Annotated in this window: 16 protein-coding genes and 3 pseudogenes; 11 read left to right on the forward strand and 8 right to left on the reverse strand. The window is 74.7% G+C overall.

Going from position 1 to position 17,853, the window contains the following annotated elements:
* Window positions 1-54: 54 nt before the first annotated feature.
* Window positions 55-1,314 carry a metallophosphoesterase gene (locus AB0M03_RS17505; RefSeq protein WP_363492414.1) on the reverse strand — a complete coding sequence of 420 codons (1,260 nt, stop codon included), beginning with the start codon at window positions 1,312-1,314 and terminating at the stop codon, window positions 55-57.
* A 380-nt stretch (window positions 1,315-1,694) separates the two neighbouring features.
* On the opposite strand from AB0M03_RS17505, the pseudogene AB0M03_RS17510 reads away from it, so the two are divergent.
* From AB0M03_RS17510 to AB0M03_RS17525, 4 genes and pseudogenes are all read left to right on the forward strand, one after another.
* A pseudogene (locus AB0M03_RS17510) lies at window positions 1,695-1,784 on the forward strand (hypothetical protein); the annotation flags it as partial.
* Window positions 1,785-1,809: 25 nt separating this feature from the next.
* Window positions 1,810-2,241, forward strand: a pseudogene (locus AB0M03_RS17515) (pectate lyase); the annotation flags it as partial.
* A 543-nt stretch (window positions 2,242-2,784) separates the two neighbouring features.
* A complete protein-coding gene (locus AB0M03_RS17520; RefSeq protein ID WP_363492415.1) occupies window positions 2,785-3,525 on the forward strand; it encodes a lytic transglycosylase domain-containing protein in 741 nt (246 codons plus the stop codon).
* Between the two features lie 274 nt (window positions 3,526-3,799).
* Window positions 3,800-4,789, forward strand: a complete 990-nt coding sequence (locus AB0M03_RS17525; RefSeq protein ID WP_363492416.1) for a glycosyltransferase family 2 protein — start codon at window positions 3,800-3,802, stop codon at window positions 4,787-4,789.
* A gap of 63 nt (window positions 4,790-4,852) precedes the next feature.
* Here AB0M03_RS17525 and AB0M03_RS17530 read toward each other — a convergent pair whose 3' ends face one another.
* Window positions 4,853-5,458, reverse strand: a complete 606-nt coding sequence (locus AB0M03_RS17530; RefSeq protein ID WP_363492417.1) for a hypothetical protein — start codon at window positions 5,456-5,458, stop codon at window positions 4,853-4,855.
* A 92-nt stretch (window positions 5,459-5,550) separates the two neighbouring features.
* Between AB0M03_RS17530 and AB0M03_RS17535 the strand changes: the two genes are divergently transcribed.
* The 3 genes from AB0M03_RS17535 to AB0M03_RS17545 all read left to right on the forward strand — a co-directional run bounded on the left by AB0M03_RS17535 (window position 5,551) and on the right by AB0M03_RS17545 (window position 9,878).
* The gene (locus AB0M03_RS17535; protein ID WP_363492418.1) at window positions 5,551-8,445 is read left to right on the forward strand and encodes an FAD-binding and (Fe-S)-binding domain-containing protein; all 2,895 of its coding nucleotides are present in this window, start codon (window positions 5,551-5,553) and stop codon (window positions 8,443-8,445) included.
* A 36-nt stretch (window positions 8,446-8,481) separates the two neighbouring features.
* Window positions 8,482-8,895, forward strand: coding sequence for a PaaI family thioesterase (locus AB0M03_RS17540; RefSeq protein ID WP_363492419.1), 414 nt, complete (start codon window positions 8,482-8,484; stop codon window positions 8,893-8,895).
* A gap of 89 nt (window positions 8,896-8,984) precedes the next feature.
* Complete coding sequence (locus AB0M03_RS17545; RefSeq protein WP_363492420.1) at window positions 8,985-9,878, forward strand: SGNH/GDSL hydrolase family protein; 894 nt, start codon at window positions 8,985-8,987, stop codon at window positions 9,876-9,878.
* Between the two features lie 96 nt (window positions 9,879-9,974).
* Here the strand turns inward: AB0M03_RS17545 and AB0M03_RS17550 are convergent, their stop codons facing one another.
* Together AB0M03_RS17550 and AB0M03_RS17555 are read right to left on the reverse strand one after the other, a co-directional pair.
* A complete protein-coding gene (locus tag AB0M03_RS17550; RefSeq protein WP_363492422.1) occupies window positions 9,975-10,397 on the reverse strand; it encodes a CBS domain-containing protein in 423 nt (140 codons plus the stop codon).
* Window positions 10,398-10,418: 21 nt separating this feature from the next.
* On the reverse strand, window positions 10,419-11,354 hold the full coding sequence (locus AB0M03_RS17555; RefSeq protein ID WP_363492423.1) for an SPFH domain-containing protein: 936 nt from the start codon (window positions 11,352-11,354) through the stop codon (window positions 10,419-10,421).
* 68 nt (window positions 11,355-11,422) lie between these two features.
* On the opposite strand from AB0M03_RS17555, the gene AB0M03_RS17560 reads away from it, so the two are divergent.
* Window positions 11,423-12,199 (forward strand): uracil-DNA glycosylase, encoded by a 777-nt coding sequence (locus AB0M03_RS17560; RefSeq protein ID WP_363492424.1) that lies wholly within the window; start codon window positions 11,423-11,425, stop codon window positions 12,197-12,199.
* A gap of 66 nt (window positions 12,200-12,265) precedes the next feature.
* On the opposite strand, the gene AB0M03_RS17565 is transcribed toward AB0M03_RS17560, so the two are convergent.
* A complete protein-coding gene (locus AB0M03_RS17565; protein WP_363492425.1) occupies window positions 12,266-13,129 on the reverse strand; it encodes a CHAD domain-containing protein in 864 nt (287 codons plus the stop codon).
* 132 nt (window positions 13,130-13,261) lie between these two features.
* Between AB0M03_RS17565 and AB0M03_RS17570 the strand changes: the two genes are divergently transcribed.
* From AB0M03_RS17570 to AB0M03_RS17580, 3 genes are all read left to right on the forward strand, one after another.
* Window positions 13,262-13,915 carry a hypothetical protein gene (locus AB0M03_RS17570; RefSeq protein WP_363492426.1) on the forward strand — a complete coding sequence of 218 codons (654 nt, stop codon included), beginning with the start codon at window positions 13,262-13,264 and terminating at the stop codon, window positions 13,913-13,915.
* A gap of 117 nt (window positions 13,916-14,032) precedes the next feature.
* Window positions 14,033-14,869, forward strand: a complete 837-nt coding sequence (locus tag AB0M03_RS17575; RefSeq protein WP_363492427.1) for a thioredoxin domain-containing protein — start codon at window positions 14,033-14,035, stop codon at window positions 14,867-14,869.
* 1 nt (window position 14,870) lies between these two features.
* Window positions 14,871-15,464, forward strand: coding sequence for a vitamin K epoxide reductase family protein (locus AB0M03_RS17580; protein ID WP_363492428.1), 594 nt, complete (start codon window positions 14,871-14,873; stop codon window positions 15,462-15,464).
* A 200-nt stretch (window positions 15,465-15,664) separates the two neighbouring features.
* Here AB0M03_RS17580 and AB0M03_RS17585 read toward each other — a convergent pair.
* The 3 genes and pseudogenes from AB0M03_RS17585 to AB0M03_RS17595 form a co-directional block, all read right to left on the reverse strand.
* Window positions 15,665-15,939: pseudogene (locus tag AB0M03_RS17585) on the reverse strand (GntR family transcriptional regulator); the annotation flags it as partial.
* A 43-nt stretch (window positions 15,940-15,982) separates the two neighbouring features.
* On the reverse strand, window positions 15,983-16,654 hold the full coding sequence (locus tag AB0M03_RS17590) for an ABC transporter ATP-binding protein (RefSeq protein WP_363492429.1): 672 nt from the start codon (window positions 16,652-16,654) through the stop codon (window positions 15,983-15,985).
* Between the two features lie 652 nt (window positions 16,655-17,306).
* Window positions 17,307-17,813, reverse strand: coding sequence for a hypothetical protein (locus tag AB0M03_RS17595; RefSeq protein WP_363492430.1), 507 nt, complete (start codon window positions 17,811-17,813; stop codon window positions 17,307-17,309).
* Window positions 17,814-17,853: the final 40 nt, after the last annotated feature.

A 17,853-nucleotide genomic window follows, 5' to 3' on the forward strand; every position in this document is an offset into this window, starting at 1 on the left:
CAGGCGGGACAGCCGTGGGACGACCGCGGGACGACCGTCCCGGGCCGGCCCGTCTCAGGCCTGCCAGGAGGCCAGGGTGACGATCGTGATGTCGGAGGGGGCGCCCACCCGCACCGGCGGGCCCCAGGCGCCCGCGCCGCGGGTGACGTAGAGCTGGGTGTCGCCGTACCGCTCCAGCCCGGCGACCGTCGGGTTGGCCAGCTCCGCCAGGTAGTTGCCCGGCCACAGCTGCCCGCCGTGGGTGTGGCCGGACAGCTGGAGGTCGACGCCGCGGCGGACGGCCTCGTGCACGGCCACCGGCTGGTGGGCCATCAGGACGGCGGCGCGGCGGGTGTCCCGGTCGCCCAGGGCCCGCTCGTAGTCGGGCCCCTGGCCCTCCGCGGTGCCGGCGATGTCGTTGACGCCCGCGAGGTCGAAGTGGCCGAGCTCGGTGCGGGCGTTCTCCAGCGGGTGCACCCCGAGCTCCCGCACGAAGTCCACCCAGGGCGCGGCACCCGAGAAGTACTCGTGGTTGCCGGTGACGAAGAAGGCGCCGTCGCGGGCCCGCAGCTGCGCCAGCGGCTCGGCGGCGGGGCCGAGCTCCGGCACGCTGCCGTCGACCAGGTCGCCCACGATGGTGATGAGGTCGGGCTGCGCGCGGTTGATGGTGTCGACGATCCGCTGGGTGTGCGCGCGGCCGAGGATCGGGCCGAGGTGGATGTCGCTGACCACGGCGATCCGGTAGCCGTGTGCCTGCCGCGGCAGCTTCGCCAGCGGGACGGTGACCTGCTTGAGGCGCGGCCCGCGCAGCACCCCGTACGCGCCGTTGCCGACCACCGCGGCGGCCGTGGCGCCGGCGGCGACCGCCACTCCGCGGGCCACCAGCAGCCGCCGGGACGGGTCGGCCGGGCCGCCCTGCCCCTTCCGTCCGGCCTGCTCGGCGGGGTCGGCGGGGTCGGCCTGCTCGGCGGGAGCCGGGGCACCGCCCGCGGCCACCGGCACGGCCTGCGGCTGCACGGCGCCACGGCGCCGCCCGACGCGGAGCAGCAGCGGCCGGACGGCCTCGCCGACCAGCAGCGCCAGCACCAGGTAGAGCAGCACCGCCAGCCACAGGTAGCCGGGCCAGGCCAGCCACCGTTCGACGGCGAGCGGCAGGGCCCGGCCGCCGATCAGCGCGCCCAGCGAGAGCAGCGGCAGCAGCACCGCCAGCCCCGTTCCGACCCGGCGCCAGACACTGCCGGGGGCCGACACGTCGCGCACCGTCCGCCGCCAGACGTACCAGTGCACGAGAGCGAGCAGGGTGAGGGCCACCACCAGGACGAGCGCGATCATCATGCCGCCAGTATCCGCGCCCGGGCGGCGGCGCTGTCACGCACCCCCGGGGCGAGTGCCGCCCGAGTGGGCCGCCGTGGGCGGCTGGGCGCGCCGGGTGGTGCGGCCGGGGCCAGACCTCCACCGGCAGGGCATCGGCCGTGCGGTGCTGCCCGCCGGCGACGGCTGGGGGTTCGGCGACGACCGGCACGACCGGCGGTGCGGCCGCGGACGCCGCGCGCGTCCTCGTCGTCCGCAACCGGGCCGAGCCGGTCGCCGTGCTCGGCGGCGACAACGCCGCCAACGGCGCGAACGCCACCCCGAAGATCGTGTACGTGGCGGGGACGGTCGACCTCAACGCGGGCGACTCCGGCCGGCCGCTGTTCTTCGGCCGCCCGTACCAGGTGCACGACGGCCGGCTCGACATCACCAACGGCTCGGACTACGTCACCGCGTCCTGGAACGTCTTCGAGGACCACGACAAGACCAACCTGGTCGGCAGCAGCAAACGGCTCCACCACCGACCCGGGCCACCTGCGGGTCACCTTCCACCACGACATGTGGGCGAACACCGTCCAGCGGGCGCCGCGGGTCCGCTTCGGCCAGGCCGACGTGTACGACAACCACTACGCGGTCGGCGCGGAGGAGTACGAGTACAGCATCGGCGTCGGCGTGGGCTCGCAGATCGTGGCGGAGCACAACTACGTCAGGCCCCCGGCGGGCATGTCCGCCGACCGGTTCCTCCACCACTGGGGCGGCACCGCGCTCACCGCGCGGAACAACCTGGTGAACGGACGCCCGGCCGACCTGATCGCCGCCTTCAACGCCGCGAACCCCGCCACGCCGCCGGGCACCGACGCGGGCTGGACGCCGGTGCTGCGCCGCGAGGTCACCCCGGCCGCGGCGGTGCCGGGCGTGGGCAGCCACCGGGCGGGCGCCGGCCGGCTGTGACCTGCGCCGCAGGCCGTCCCGGGCACCGGTGGGTGACCGCGCGGTGACGGGTCGTCGACCACGGCGGCCGGCGCCTGTGAAGCCCGGCACACGGCCCCGGACGACTACGGCCCCCGATAGTCGTCGCACCGGCCGGCGCCGCTCCCCCGGCCGGGCGCCGGGCGGGGAGCGGGCCGGGGCCCGGGCGCGGCGCCGGGGAAATCTGCTGGTCAGCGGGGTGGCCATGGCCGGCCGGCGCCGAAACGAGGTCTCGGGTAAGGGCCGTTCAAGCGCTGCCCGAGCGCCCGGAGGAGGGCCGGGCGCTCCGCTCCGCCTACGATCGCGCGTAGTTTCCGGGCTCGTTGCCCCCGTCGGGCGGGTCTGCCAAGAATGTCCCGGTCGCAAGGCAGCGAGGCCCTCGCCGCCGTGCATCCCGTCCGCTCCGGTCCACCGGCCGGAGCGCCCCGGCCGTCGTCCACGGCCCGCGGGCCTGTTCACCCCGAACACGCTTCGCGATACCCGCGTGCCCGAACCGGCCCCCGATGGAAGAGGTCGTCCCCCTCCATGCAGCTCCCGCTTCCCAAGAACCTGTCGCTGACCCACCGCCCGCACGCCTTCTTCGCAGGCGTCGGAACGCTGGCCGTGACCGGCACGGCGATCCTGGCGCTGGCACTGCCCCAGGAGACGGCCACCGCCGTTGCCGCCACCCCGGCCGCCGCCACCGCCGTCGCCGACCAGGCGGCCGCGGACCAGGCGAAGGCCCAGGCCGACGCCCAGGCCAAGGCCGACGCGGACGCCAAGGCCGCAGCCGATGCCAAGGCCGCTGCGGATGCGCAGGCCGCTGCCGACGCCAAGGCTGCCGCCGATGCGCAGGCCGCCGCGGACGCCAAGGCTGCCGCGGATGCGCAGGCCGCTGCCGACGCGAAGGCCGCCGCGGACGCCAAGGCGAAGGCGGACGCCAAGGCCAAGGCCGCCTCCCGCTCCCAGCAGCGCAGCGCCCTCAAGGCCGCCGCACCCACCGGCAGCCCGCGGCAGATCGCCGCGCAGATCGTTCCGGCGAACCAGCTGCAGTGCTTCAGCAACATCGTGTCCCACGAGAGCAGCTGGAACATCCACGCGGTCAACAAGTCCTCCGGCGCGTACGGCCTGGTGCAGGCCCTGCCGGCCTCGAAGATGGCCTCGGCCGGCGCCGACTGGCGGGACAACGCCGCCACCCAGATCAAGTGGGGCCTGAACTACATGAACAGCCGCTACGGCAGCCCCTGTGGCGCCTGGGCGTTCTGGCAGGCGCACCACTGGTACTGACCGGACCCGTACCGGCCGGTACGCAGCAGCCGATCCGCCGCGGGCGGGCCGCCCTTCCGGGGGCAGCCCGCCCCCCGGCGTTTCCGGCCGCCGCCGGCGGCACCGCGGTCACCGGACGGGGCACTCCGCACGACCACGGGTGACGACATGTCGACATGTCATGAAGCCGATGTGAATATCTCGCGCACGATCGATCGGGTCTGGCCATATTTGGATGCATTGGTTCCGCTTTCGGGCATTGCGGGAGCGTGTGCGCCTCCTTAGCCTCCCCGCCATGGCTCCCCTCATCTCCGTCGTGCTCCCCGCCCACGATCGGAACGGCCAGCTGAAGGAGTGCCTCGACGCACTGCTCGCCCAGTCGTTCCGCGACTTCGAGGTCGTCCTCGTCGTCGACACGTCGCCGGACTGCCCCGAGCGCACCGCCGACGCGTACGGGATGCGCGACCCGCGGGTCGCCGTACTGCGGCTCAACGCCGCGGTCGGCATCGGCCGTGCCCGCAACGCCGGCGCGGACCGCGCACGCGGCGACTACCTGCTCTTCCTCGACAGCGACCACCTGCTGGACCCCGAGGCCCTCGCTGCCCTCGCGGAACGGCTGGAGGAGACCGGCGAGGTCGACGTGCTGCTCTTCGGACACAACCGGCTCAACCGCGAAAAGCTCTGGCCCGGCGGCGCCGAGCAGGAGCTGGCCGCCGCCGGACCGGAGGTCACCGCCGCCGCCGACCGGCCCGAGCTGTTCGGTACCCCGCCGCTGATCTGGGACCGCCTGCTGCGCCGCGGCACCGTGCCGCCCTTCCCGGACGGCCACTACGACGAGATCCCGGTGGTGCACGCCACCCTGCTGGCCGCCCGGCGGGTCGCCGTGCTCCCCCGCGAGTGCGTGACCATCCGCCGCCGCCACACCCTGCACCCGGTCGGCTCCCCGGGCGCCAGCCACTTCGACCTGTTCGACCAGTACGCCCGCAGCTTCGAGCTGCTCGCCGGCTCGCCGGCCGCCGAGGCGCTGCAGGCGCAGCTGTTCACCCGGATGGTCCGGCACTACCTGTTCGTCTTCGACCTGGCGGGCTGCGTGGACCGCGCGGAGCGCCCGCAGTTCTTCCAGCGGGCGTCCGAGCACTACCGCGGCCTCCTCCCGGACGGCTACCGGAAGCCGGACGGCCGCGAGGGCGTGAAGTTCTCGCTGCTGTCGAGCGGCGCCTACGCGGCCTTCGAGGTCGCGAAGCTCTCCCACATCGCCCGCGGCGCAGTGACCGGCCGCCGGTAGCCGCTGCCCGGCGCACGGGCCGGGCGGGTGGGTGCCAGCCGAGGGGCACGCCCGGGCGCCGTGTCAGACGTGCGCGGTGCCGCCGTCGGCCGCCATCGCCTCGGCGATCCGCCGGCTGCTCCGCTGCCACTCGTCGGCGGGCACCTTCGGCAGCACGTCGTCCCACATCGGCATGCAGCTGCCGCGCAGCTGCATCATCCCGGCGGGCCGGCCGAGCAGCCAGAAGTGCAGGTGGGCGGCGCCGTCGCCCCACTTGTTGTGGTGCACCCGGGCGATCCCGCCGAGCGACATCACGGCACGCTCGACGCGCTGCAGCATCGGGCCGAGCTCGGCGGCCCGCTCCGGCGGCAGGTCGCCGAGGTCGTGGTGCTCGCGCGGCTGGAGCAGCACCACGGCCGGGACGGCCGCCGGCTCGTCCGGCGCGGAGAGCCGCCAGTGCTCGTCCGTCCACAGGAAGTCGTCGTCCGGGCGGGCGCACTGGCTGCAGTCCTCCGGGCCGCCGTCGCCGTCGCGGGGCGGCTCGGGCAGTTCGGGGGCCTTCAGTGCCTTGACCTGGATGTCGCCCTCGAACGGGAAGATGTCCCAGCCCGGCATGCCCTCGGTGGGGAAGGGGACGGCCTCGCCGATCGGCAGGCGGGCCAGGTACGGGGTCATGTGATCATCGGTCATGGGCGTGAGCCTGCCAGATGACGTCCCGTCACCCGTATCCGGGCCGGGCCTGCTGCCGGGTCCGGGTGCCCGCCGTTTGCGATGATCGGCGCATGGCCACCGGACTGGAACGCGCCCTGACCGCCGCCCTGCGCGGCGAGGTGCGCTTCGACACCGCCGAACGGGCCGTCTACGGCCACGACGCCTCCAACTACCGGCACGTGCCGGTGGGGGTGGTGAAGCCGGCCGACCGCGACGACGTCCGGGCCGCGGTCGCGCTGTGCCGGGAGTTCGGGGTGCCGGTGGTGCCGCGCGGCGCGGGCACCAGCATCGGCGGGCAGGCGATCGGCCCGGGCGCCGTCGTGCTCGACTTCCGCCGCCACCTCGGCCGGGTGCTCTCGGTGGACCCGGACACCCGCACCGCCCGGGTCGAGCCCGGCACCGTCCTCGACGACCTGCAGCGGGCCGCCCACCCGTACGGGCTGCGCTTCGGGCCCGACCCGTCCACGCACAGCCGGTGCACCCTCGGCGGCATGATCGGCAACAACGCCTGCGGCTCGCACTCGGCGGCCTGGGGCCGCACCTCCGACCACCTGCACGCCCTGGACGTGCTGCTCGCCGACGGCACCGAGCTCACCGTGGGCGGCAGGACGGACGCCGCCGGACGCGCCCGGCTGCGCGCTCTCCCCGGCCGGGCCGGAGAGCTGCACGGCGCCCTGCAGGACCTGGCCGCCGACCACCTGGCGGTGCTGCGCCGCGCCATGCCGGAGCTGCCCCGCCGCGGCTCCGGCTACGCCCTGGACGCCCTGCTGCCCGAGCACGGCCACGACCTGGCCCGGGCCCTGGCCGGCAGCGAGGGCAGCTGCGCCGTGCTGCTCGGCGCCACCGTCGGGCTGGTGGCCGACCCGCCGGTCCGCGCCCTGGTGGTGGCCGGCTACCCGGACGAGACCGCCGCCGCGGACGCCGTCCCCACCCTGCTGCCGCTGCGGCCGCTGACCGCGGAGGGCATGGCCGCCGACCTGATCGCCGCACTGCTGGCGGCCGGCCCCCGCCCGCCGGCGCTCGACCGGCTCCCCGACGGCGCCTGCTGGCTCTTCCTGGAGACCGGCGGCGACACCCCCGCCGCCGCACTCGACACAGCCCGCGAGCTCGCCGCCGCCGTCCGCAGGGAGCCCCGCGCCACCACCGCCGTGATCACCGACCCGGCCGAACAGCGGCAGCTGTGGGCCGTCCGCGAGGCCGGCGCCGGCATCGTCACCCGGCTCCCCCGCGCCGGGGCCGGCGGAAGCGACGAGGCCTGGCCCGGCTGGGAGGACTCCGCCGTCCCCGTGGAGCGGCTCGGCGACTACCTCCGCGACCTGCGTGCCCTGCTCGCCCGCCACGGGCTGCGCGGCGTCCCGTACGGGCACTTCGGCGAGGGCTGCGTCCACCTGCGGCTGGACTTCCCGCTCACCGAACCGGCGCGCCTGCCCGAGTTCCGGGCGTTCATGACGGAGGCCGCCGACCTGTGCGCCGCCCACGGCGGCTCGCTCTCCGGCGAACACGGCGACGGGCAGGCCCGGGCCGAGCTGCTGCCCCGGATGTACCCGCCCGAGGTCATCGCCCTGTTCCGCCGGTTCAAGCGGATCTGGGACCCGGACGACCTGCTCAACCCCGGTGTCCTGGTCGACCCGCGCCCGCTCGACGCCGACCTGCGCTTCCCCGGCCGCGACCTGCCGCTCGCCCTCCCGTACGAACAGGACGGCGGCAGCCTCCTCAAGGCCGTGCACCGCTGCGTCGGCGTCGCCAAGTGCGTGGACACCTCCACCGGCGTGATGTGCCCCAGCTACATGGCCACCGGAGAGGAACGGCACTCCACCCGCGGCCGGGCCCGGCTGCTCGCCGAGATGCTCCGCGGCGAGCTGGTCACCGACGGCTGGCGCTCCGAGGAGGTCCGCGAGGCGCTCGACCTGTGCCTCGGCTGCAAGGGTTGCGCCGGCGACTGCCCGGTCCATGTCGACATGGCGACTTACAAGGCCGAGTTCCTGCACCAGCACTACCGGCGGCGGCTGCGCCCGGCCTCCCACCTGGCCCTCGGCTGGCTGCCGCTCTGGCTGCGCGGCGCGGCCCTCGCCCCGCGGCTCGCCAACCGCCTGCTGCAGGCCGGGCCGAGCGCCGCCCTGCTCAAGCGGGTCGGCGGCATCGACCCGCGCCGCGAGCTGCCCGAACTGCCCGCGGAGACCTTCTCCGCCTGGTTCCGCCGGTGGCGCGCCGAGCATCCGGTGCCCGCGGGCGCCGAACCGCTGCTGCTGTGGCCCGACAGCATGGCCGAACTGCTCGACCCGGAGCCCGCCCGCGCCGCCGTCGAAGTGCTGGAACACCTCGGCTTCGAAGTACGGCTGCCCACCGGGCCGGTCTGCTGCGGCCTCACCCTGGTCTCCACCGGCCAGCTCGGGCTCGCCCGGCGGGTGATGCGGCGCAGCCTGCGGGCCGTCCCGGACGGGCTGCCGGTGGTGGGTCTGGAACCGAGCTGCACCGCCGCGCTGCGCGAGGAGATGCCCCGGCTGCTCGGCGCGGAGGCGGGCGGACTGCCGGGCCGGGTGCGGACGTTCGCGGAGTTCCTGGACGAGAGCCGAGTGGCGCTGCCGCGGCTGGAGACGGCGGCGGTGACCCAGGTGCACTGCCACCAGCACGCGGTGCTCGGCACCGCGGCCGACCGGCGGGTGGAGCAGCGGATGGGTGTGCGCAACGAGGTGCTGGACTCGGGCTGTTGCGGCCTGGCGGGCAACTTCGGGATGGAGCGCGGGCACTGGGAGGTGTCGGTGGCGGCGGCGGAGCGGGTGCTGCTGCCGGCGGTGCGTGCGGCGGCGCCGGGGACGACGGTGCTGGCCGACGGACTGAGCTGCCGTACCCAGATCGCCCAACTCTCCGGCGGGCGGCGGGCGGTGCACCTGGCGGAGCTGGTACGGCGGGCGATCCACGAGGAGGGTAACGGCGGACGCGCCGGGCGGGCGACCGGTGCACGGTGATGGCGCGGGCGGCGGGCCGCCGCCACAATGGCGGCTGTGACGATCTCCACCGCCGATGCGGACACCATCCTCGCCGACAACTTCGCGCCCTGGGTGCAGGCGCTCAAGCTCTCCGTCACCGAGACCGGTGACCGGCATGCCGTGCTGCGGCTGCCGTGGTCCGACGAACTGGCGCGCGAGGGCGGCGGTCTGAGCGGGCAGGCGCTGATGGCCGCGGCGGACACGGCGACCGTGGTGGCCGTGTCGGCGGCGCGCGGCGGGTTCGGGCCGATGACGACGATCCAGCAGTCGACGACCTTCCAGCGGGCGGTGGTCGGTGCGGACGTGCTGGTCACGGCGCGGGTCACCAAGCTGGGGCGCCGGCTGGCGTTCGTCGACGTCACGATGGCCGCGGAGGGCGAGGAGGAGCCGGCGGCGCACGCCACCACCGTGTACGCGTTCCCGGGCTGATCCCGTCCGACCCCTACTCACCGGGCCTACCGCGCAGTAGCCTCACCGGGCCGCACCCCACATGCGGCCCCCACCACCCTGGAGGCCCGATGCGCACACCCCTGCCCAAAGGCGTCCGACTCGCCGTCGCCGCAGTCCTGTTCACCGCCTCGGCACTCGGCCTGACGGCTGCTCCGGCGGCCGCCGCCCAGTCCGGCTCCCGCCCCGTCCCGGCCGATGTGCCGCGCTGGTACCTGGCGCTCGGCGACTCGCTCGCCGCGGGCTACCAGTCCACCCCGGACGGCGGCCACGTGGTCGGCCGCGGCTACGCGCAGGACATCGCCCGCACCCTCGGCGAGCGGGCCGCGGCCCGCGGGAAGGCCTTCGGCTTCACCGATCTCGGCTGCCCCGGCGAGACCACCGGCACCATGGCGAACGGCGGCTGCCCGTACCCGCACCCCTACGCCGACTCCCAACTCGCCGCCGCCGTGAGGTTCCTGCGCGAGCACCGGAACGACCGGGTGCTGGTGACGCTGGACATCGGCGCCAACGACGTCAACCGCTGCGCGGCGGGCGGCACGATCGACGTACCGTGCGCGCTGTCCGGCATCGCCACGGCGGGCCGCGGCCTGTCGGACATCCTGTCCCAGCTGCGGGCGGCGGCCGGACCGCGCACCCGGATCATCGGCATGAACCTCTACGACCCGTTCCTCGCCGCCTGGTTGACGGGCGAGCAGGGCAGGGCGACGGCCGCGGCCTCGCTGCCGCTCTCGCACGCGCTGAACGCCGTCATCGGCATCGCCGACGCCGCGCACGGCGTGCCGACCGCCGATGTGGCCCGGGCTTTCGACACGGACTCGCTCCGCATGGTGCCGTTCGGCGGCGGCCGGGTGCCGCTGAACGTGGCCCGGATCGTACAGTGGACGAACATGGCACGCGGCGACATCCACGCCAACGACGCCGGCTACCGGGTGATCGCGGACACCTTCCTCGCACGCCTCTGAGGCAGCCCACCGGGGGCGCGGGGAACCGCCCGGTTCCCCGCGCCCCCGATCCGACCCGAGTGCTCTGTTTCGACCCGAGTGCTCTATGAAGAACGCCTACTCGGCGCAGATCGTGGTGACGAACTCGGCGACCCGCTCCTGCGGCATGTGGCGGGCGATGTCCGCCTCGCTGATCATCCCGACCAGTTTGTGGTCCGGGTGGTTGATCACCGGCAGGCGGCGGACGAGGTGCTGTTCCATGACCCGCAGGACCTGCTCGGCGTCCTCGTCCTCCTCGATCACCATCGGTCGCCCGACCGCCAGGTCGACGGCCTTGACCTGGCTCGGGTCGAGGCCCTCGGCGACGCACTTGAGCACGATGTCCCGGTCGGTGAGGATGCCCAGCAGCTTCTGGTTCTCCCCGCAGATGGGCAGCGCGCCCACTCCCCGGTCCTTCATGATCCTCGCCGCGTCGGCCAGGGTCTCGAACTCGCCGACGCACTCGGCGCCCGGGTGCATGATCTCTTTCGCTGTGGTCATCGTCAGGCCTCCCGCCGTGCCTCAGACCCCCGTCCCTCCATCGTGGTCCCCGCCCCGCGGGGACGCCACCTCGGGCCGGGAGCCGTTCGGCACGTCGGTCGGCGGCTCCAGCGGGTCACGGGCCAACACCTCGTCCAGTGCCGGGAGATCGGGCAGTTCGAGCTGCTGCGGGCCGCCCGCGTCGGGTGCGGCGGCAGCCGGCTTCTCGGTGACGCTGTCCAGGAAGCGCAGCAGCTCCACCGGGAAGGGCAGCACCAGCGTGGAGTTCTTCTCCGCCGCCACCTCCACCACCGTCTGCAGCAGTCGCAGTTGGAGGGCGGCCGGGGTGGTGCTCATGATCGCGGCGGCCTCGGAGAGCCGGGCGGAGGCCTGGAACTCGCCGTCCGCGGTGATGATCCGCGCCCGGCGTTCCCGTTCGGCCTCGGCCTGCCGCGACATCGACCTCTTCATCGACTCCGGCAGGGCCACGTCCTTGATCTCCACCCGGTCGATCTCGATGCCCCAGCCGAGCGCCGGGCTGTCCAGCATCAGCTCCAGGCCCTGGTTCAGCGGTTCGCGGTTGGCGAGCAGGTCGTCGAGTTCGCTCTTGCCGATGATCGAACGCAGCGAGGTCTGCGCGACCTGCGAGATCGCGAAGTTGTAGTCCTGCACGTTGACGGTCGCCTTCACCGGGTCGACGACCCGGTAGTAGACCACCGCGTCGACCCGCACGGTGACGTTGTCGCGGGTGATGCCCTCCTGCGCGGGGATGGGCATCGTGACGATCTGCACGTTCACCCGCTTCAGCCGGTCCGCGATCGGGCGGATCACGGCGAGCCCGGGCGGCTTGACGTCCTCCACCACCCGCCCGAAGCGGAACACCACACCGCGCTGGTACTGCTGCACCACGCGGATGCTGAGCCCGGCCCACACGGCCAGGACGACCAGTGCCCCCAGTACCGCATCGAGAATGATCATGTCGTCACCTCGGGCCCACGCAGCGAAGACCCCGCTCTCCACGCTACTCCGCCCCTACCATCGGCAGCATGGAGCCGACCGGCGGCACGGAGCCGCCCCAGCCCACCGACCCCGGCCACCCGGCCGCCGCCGCGGCCGCCACCCGCAGCCTCGGCGAGCTGGACGCACTGGTGACCCACTGCCGGGCCTGCCCGCGGCTGGTCGCCTGGCGCGAGGAGGCCGCCCGCACCAAGCGGCGCGCCTACCTGCAGGACGAGTACTGGGCCCGGCCGATCCCCGGGTTCGGCCCGGCCGACGCGGCGATGGTGATCGTCGGGCTCGCCCCGGCCGCGCACGGCGCCAACCGCACCGGCCGGATCTTCACCGGCGACCCGTCCGGCGACCTGCTGTACGCGGCGCTGCACGAGCTGGGACTGGCCTCGCAGCCGCACGCGACCTGGCGCGACGACGGGATGGAGCTGTACGGGGTGCGGATCACCGACCCGGTGCGGTGCTGCCCGCCGGAGAACCGGCCCACCCGGGAGGAGCGGGACACCTGCCTGCCGTGGATCGCCCGCGAATTCGAGTACCTGCGGCCGACCGTCCGCTCGGTGGTGGCGCTCGGCGGCTTCGCCTGGGAGGCCGTCCTCCCGGCGCTGGCCGCCTCCGGGCGGCTGGTCCCCCGGCCCCGGCCCGCCTTCGGCCACGGCGCCCGGGCCACCCTGCCCGCCGCGGACGGCGGCACCCCGCTGGACCTCTTCGGCTGCTACCACGTGAGCCCCCGCAACACCTACACCGGCCGCCTCACCCCGGGCATGCTCGGCGACCTGCTCGCCACCGCCGCCGGGAGTGCGGGCCTGCTCTGATCCGCGTGCGCGGCGGGCGACCGAGCGCGGGGCGGGCGGCCGAGCGCGGGGCGGGCGGCGCGCCCGTCAGAACACCGGGGGCTCGGCGGCCTTGCGCCAGACCTCGGGGAGGCGGCGGCGGTCGCGGGCGGCGGCGGTCAGCTGGCGGTCGTGGAGGACGCCGTAGGCGAACGCGTGCCGGGGGTCGCCGTCGGCGAGGACGTGCAGGGTGCGGGCGGCGAGCACGGCGTCCTGGTGGGTGCCGAGGAGGTCCTGGAGGGCCTTCATCCGGCCGGTGAAGCGGGCCGCTGCGGGCCCGGCGGGCTCCCCGGCGTAGCGGGCGCGTTTGGCGGCCTTGCGGGCCTCGTGCAGTGCGGTCTCGGTGGGCTCGCCCGGCGGGGCGCTGCGGGCCTCCCGGATGCGGCGGGCGGTACGGCGCTGCTGGCGGCGGGCCGTCCGGGCGAGTTCGCGGGGGGCCGGGCGGTCGGCGCGGGCGGTGAAGCGGGGTTCGGCGACGAGTCCGCGCAGGGCGGCGAGCAGGGCCGGGAAGGCGGGGTCGTCGAGGGCGGCGAGTGCCTGCGGTCTGGCCTCGGCGATGTTCTCGTCGGCCCAGGCGGTGAGGGCGGCGGCGACCTCCTCGGGCCGGCAGTCGGGCGGCAGCCCGCGGGCGTCGGCGGTGAGGCGCTCGGCGAGGACCTCGGTGTCGCGGGCCGCGCCGAGTGCGGAGGCGAGGGACCTGAGGGCGGCGACGAGGGCGGTGGTGTCGGTGCCGATCAGCGGGCGGTAGGCCTGCAGGGTGCTGCGCAGGCGGCGGCAGGTGACCCGCATCCGGTGGACGGCGTCGGGCTCGTCGGCGCGGACGGCGGCCTCCAGGCCGGCCAGCGTCTCGGTCTGCTCCGCGATCCAGGCCCCGAGGACCGCGCCCGCGGTCGGCCCGGCTCCGTGCGGCACCCTGATCACCCTCTTCCCGGGGTTCCCAGGGTATGCCTGCGGGCGGCCCGGGCGGGCGGTTGCTGACGCCGTGTCACGGCCGGGCCGGATCCTTACGCGGCCTTGATCGGCTGCCTGGCATACTCGCTGACCATGACCGGGAGCCGAGTGTCGAGGGTTCTGCGGGCCGCGGTGTTCACCGCGCTCGCGGTGCCGCTCGCTGCCCTGGGCCAGGTCGTGCTGACGGGGCGGCCGCTGCCGTTGACGCTGGTGCTGGCCTGCACCGCCGCGGTCTTCCTGCTGGCCTTCGTACTCGAGGGCGCCCGGCACAGCCTGTGGCGGCTGGCCGCCGTGATGGTGCCGGTCGAGCTGCTGCTGAACACCGCGTTCAACCTGGGGCAGGACGGCTGTGCGACGGTCGCCGCCCGCTCGCACGGGGTGGACCTGCTGGTCTGCGGCGGGGGTTCGGTGGACGGCAGTCCGCTGCTGTCCGGTCTGGCCGGGCAGTCCGCCGGGTCGCTGCGGCTGCTGGTGCTGCTCGCCCATCTGGGGCTGGCGCTGGTGGCGGCGGTGTGGCTGCGGCTGGGTGAGGCCGCGCTGGGCGGCGCCGGGCAGATGCTGCGGGTGCTGGGCTCGACGGCCCGGGCGGTGGCCCGGCGGCTGATGGCCGTGGCGGCTCCGCTGCCGGCCTGCCCCGAGGTGCTGGCGCCGTCGCCGGATGCGCGGGAGGTCCTTCCCCGCCCGGAGTCCGTGGTTCCCTCCCCGGCTCCGCGCCGCGGTCCGCCGGTGGTCGCGCTCGCCTGCTGACGGCTCCGCCGTCGGCCCGGGCGGGCCCCTCTGCGCCACTCCCCTGTCTTTCGGTGTGCCACCGCGCGGCCGCGCGGCCCGGTGGCGTGCCCGTACGCGAGGATTCGACGGATCGTCATGACCGACCAGCCCAAGAAGACCCAGAAGACCCAGAAGTCGCAGCAGTCCGGGAGGCCGGAGCAGTCCCGGACGTCCGCCCGTGAGCGCATGCAGGAGGCGCACCGGCGGGAGAAGAAGGCGGCCGCCGTGCGGCGGCGTGCCGTGATCGCGGTGAGCGTCGTGGCGGCGCTCGCCGTGGTGGGCGGCACGGTGGCGGCGATCGCCACCGCCTCCGACTCCGACCCGGCCGCCTCGGCGCCGCTGAAGGTGCCGGCCAACACCTCGGGCGCGGACGGCACCGTGGTGGTGTACGGGAAGGCCGATGCGCCGCACACGGTGCAGGTGTACGAGGACTTCCGCTGCCCGGTGTGCAAGGAGTTCGAGGCGTCCGCGGGCCGAGCGGTGCAGCAGCTCGCGGACAGCGGCCAGTACAAGATCGAGTACCACCTGGCGGCGTTCCTGGACCAGAACCTCGGCGGCAAGGGCTCGCGGACGGCGCTGGCCGCCGCGGGCGCCGCGCTGGACCAGGGCGTGGACCAGTTCAAGAAGTTCCACGACGTGCTGTACGCCAACCAGCCGGACGAGCGCGAGGACGGCTTCGGCGACGTCAACCGCATCCTCGAACTGGCCGAGAAGGTGCCGGGGCTGAAGACCGAGGCGTTCACCAAGGCGGTCACCGAGGGCACCTACCGGCCGTGGGCGGCCAAGGTCGACAAGGCGTTCTCCGCGAGCGGCGCCCAGGGCACCCCGACGGTGGTGCTGGACGGCAAGGTGCTGAACGTCTTCGGCAAGGACGGCAAGCCGGTGTCCGGCGAGCAGTGGACCGCGCTGGTCCGCCAGGCGACCGGGGCCTGACATGGCCGACGGAGCGACGATCGGGGCCGGGCGCGGCCTGGCCCGGCTGCTGCTGGTCGGCGGCCTGCTCGGGCTGGCCGCCTCGGCGGTGCTGACCTTCGACAAGCTGCGGATGCTGGAGAACCCGGGCTACCGGCCGAGCTGCAGCATCAACCCGGTGATCAGCTGCGGGTCGGTGATGCGCACCGGCCAGGCCGCGGTCTTCGGCTTCCCGAACCCGCTGCTCGGCCTGGCCGCGTTCGCGGTGCTGATCGCCGCCGGGGCGGGCCTGCTGGCGGGCGCCCGGTACCGGCGCTGGTACTGGCTGGGGCTGCAGGCCGGTGCGCTGGCCGGCCTGGGCTTCACGGTCTGGCTGATAACCCAGGCGCTGTACGAGATCGGGGCGCTCTGCCCGTACTGCATGGTGGTGTGGGCGCTGGTGGGACCGCTGGCCTGGTACCTCACGCTCCACAACATGCGGACGGGCGTCCTGCCGGCCCCTCGCTGGTGGCCGTCGGTCGCCCAGTACCACTGGGTGGCCCCGGCGCTCTGGTACCTGGGGATCGCCCTGCTGATCCTCAACCGCTTCTGGTACTTCTGGCAGACGCTTCTGTGAACCGCGCTGACCTGCGCAAACATCGCTGAATCAACCTGGCGGGGCATTTTCGGGGCACATTGACCCCGCCGGGCTTACACAGCCATCAGAACCCCGCCCGGAGCGGGCACATCAGCCGCAAACAGCGCCCTGCTGATCACGGCGTGTGCCCGCTCATCACTCTTGGGCATGTCGCGGGCGGTCAGCGCGTCGAGGATCGCTTCTAGGACCGTGTCGCCCTGGAGCAGGTCGACCCCGCCGCCGAGGCCCTCCAGCAGCAGGCCCGGAACCAGGCTGGTGACATGGGTGCCGTCGCCCCGTCGGATCTCCAGGACCCGGGCGACGACGAGTGCCTGACCGCCTCCCGCATCGGGTTCCGCGAGAGCCCGAGTTCGGCCGCGAGCTGCTGCTCCGGGGGCAGTTTGGTCCCCGGGAGCAGCTCGCCGTCCCGGATCAGCCGGCGGATCCGGGCGATGGCCTTGTCGGTCAGTGACACGGCGACAAACCAACAGGGAATCCGACGGGTCGGCCCCGCCCGCTCAGCCGGTGGTGTACGCGGTCGCCTGGATACCGTAGAGCTCGGCGTAGCGTCCCTGGAGTTCCAGCAGCTCCTGATGGGAGCCGATTTCGGCCAGCCGTCCCCGGTCGAGCACCAGGATCAGGTCGGCGCCGGTGACGGTGGAGAAGCGGTGCGAGACGATCACGGTGATAGCGCCGGTCCGGGCGGCGACGTCGCGCGCCCGGGCCATCTGGCGTTGGAAGATCTCCTGTTCGCTGGGGGCGTCGAGCGAGGCCGTGGGTTCGTCGAGGACGAACAGCAGCGGTTCGCGGCGCATGGTGGCGCGGGCGAGCGCGGTCTTCTGCCACTGCCCCTCGGACAGGTCGACGCCGCCCGGCGAGCGGCCGAGCCGAGTGTCCATGCCCTGCGGCAGGCGGCTGACGAAACCGGTGGCCTCGGCCTCGCGCAGCGCCTCGGCGATCCGCTCGCGGTCGTCCAGGTGCGGGAGGTCGCCGAGGCCCACGGTCTCGGCGAAGACGGTGCGGTAGCGGCCGAAGTCCTGGAAGGCGGCGCCGGTCCGGGCGTGCCAGCCGGCGCTGTCGTAGCGGGCGAGGTCGGTGCCGTCGACGGTGATCCGGCCGGTGTCCGGCCGGTAGAACCGGTTGAGCAGCTTGACCAGGGTGGTCTTGCCGGAGCCGTACTCGCCGACCACGGCGACCACTGTCCCGGCCGGGATGCTGAAGCTGACGTCCTCCAGCGCGTACCGGTCGGTGCCGGGGTAGCGGTAGCCGACCTGCTCGAAGGTGATGCCGGCGGTCAGCCGGTCCGGCGGGGCGGCCGGCGGCGTAGCCGCGCAACCACAGGAAGGGCTCGACCAGGCGCTGGGCGGCGACGGTGTCGGTGGTCCGGCCGACGGCGGCCTGGACCGAGCCGCGCAGCGTGGAGGCGACGGTGATGGCGAGCACCACGTCGCCGGGCGAGCCGTCGCCCCGGGCGGTGCGCTGGATGACCACGGCGAGCCCGGCGACGAACCCGATGGACTCGTGCAGGTCGAGCACGCTGACCTCGTCGACGAGCAGGGCCATGACGTTGCCGCCCAGGTCTGTGAGGACGCCGGTGACGGCGTACGCGACGGCGGCGCCGAGCGCCCCCGCGACCGCAGTGCCGGCGGCTCCGTCGATCGCGCCGTTGATCGCGGCGCGCAGGGTGAGCGCGGTCGCCGCGACGGTTGCCACGGTCAGCGCCTGGGTGACCAGGGCGGCGACGGTCAGCCCCGGCGCGCGCCGGTGGGCCAGGGTGAGCAGTTCACGGGGCCAGCCGCAGGTAGTCGCGTGCGCTCGGCCGGTACTCGGGCTGGTCCACGGTCACCGGAGTTCGCTTTCGTCCGCGCGGTCGTCGTAGCCGAGCTGGAACCGCTCGGCCTGGATGGCGATGAGCTCGGCGTACCTGCCGTCGAGGGCCATCAGTTCGTCGTGGGTGCCGGATTCGGTGATCCGTCCGCCGTCGAGGAGCACGATCCGGTCCGCCTGCCGGACGGTGGACAGCCGGTGCGAGATCAGCACCACGCTCGCCCTGCCGCGGTGTTCGGCGAGCCGGTTGAACACCTCGAACTCGGTCCGCACGTCCAGGTGCGCGGTCGGCTCGTCCAGCACGAGCAGTCCGGCGCCGGTGTGCACGGCGTACAGGGCGCGGGCGAGGACGGCCTGCTGCCACTGGCCGCCGGAGAGGTCGACGCCGCCGGTGCGGGAGCGGGCGAGCGGGGTCCGCCAGTCGTCCGGCAGCCGTTCCAGCACCGCGTCGAAGCCGGAGTCCTTGGCGGCGGCGTCCAGCGCGGCGCGGTCGACCGGGACCGGGCACGAACTGCCGGTCAAGGGCTCCACGATGGCGGCCACCGCGATCCACTTCATGGGC

Source organism: Kitasatospora sp. NPDC051914 (genome assembly GCF_040680995.1).
In the GTDB taxonomy this organism is placed as follows: domain Bacteria; phylum Actinomycetota; class Actinomycetes; order Streptomycetales; family Streptomycetaceae; genus Kitasatospora.